Source organism: Vibrio sp. D173a (assembly GCF_030248475.1).
In genome coordinates this window covers 1-716 of the sequence record NZ_JAHGAH010000953.1, presented here as the reverse complement: position 1 = coordinate 716, position 716 = coordinate 1, and the positions used below count along the sequence as shown (strand labels likewise).

Sequence of the window (716 nt, the reverse complement as noted above, 5' to 3'; positions counted from 1 at the left end):
TGGACGAACCGTCAGTGAAATATGGAAGAAAATGGAGCAGCTAGATTCCCTCTCAGCCGTAGATATACAACTATAAATCTATAAGGTTAGAAATGAGTTATTTTGAAGCGTTTATTTTGGCGTTAGTGCAAGGCTTTACCGAATTTTTGCCTATCTCAAGTTCTGCACACTTGATCCTTCCTTCAGCGGTACTTGGCTGGGATGATCAAGGCTTGGCATTCGATGTTGCAGTACACGTAGGTACCTTGGCAGCGGTCGTGATCTACTTCCGCAAAGAGGTGGTCTCACTGCTGAATGCCTTTTTCGGATCTGTCTTTAAAGGCGATCGTAGCAAAGAAGCTAAACTGGCTTGGATGATCATCTTAGCGACCATTCCTGCGTGTGTGTTTGGCTTACTGATGAAAGACATCATCGAAATCTACTTGCGTAGCGCATGGGTGATTGCGACAACAACCATCGTATTTGGCTTGTTGTTGTGGTGGGTCGATAAGAACTCAGCACTACGTGATGATGAGTATCAAGCGGGTTGGAAAAAAGCCTTATTCATTGGTATTGCACAAGCGATGGCGATGATCCCGGGTACGTCTCGTTCAGGTGCAACCATCACTGCAGCGCTTTACCTTGGTTTTACTCGTGAAGCGGCTGCTCGTTTCTCGTTCCTGATGTCGATTCCAATCATTACATTGGCGGGTGGTTACCTAGGCCTTAAGCTAGTC

General features: G+C 46.1%; 1 protein-coding gene. It reads left to right on the top strand.

What is annotated here, in order from left to right; genetic code table 11:
• Positions 1-92: 92 nt before the first annotated feature.
• Positions 93-716, top strand: a 624-nt coding sequence (locus tag KIV40_RS30500) for an undecaprenyl-diphosphate phosphatase (protein WP_285353020.1), incomplete at its 3' end; no start/stop codon positions are given.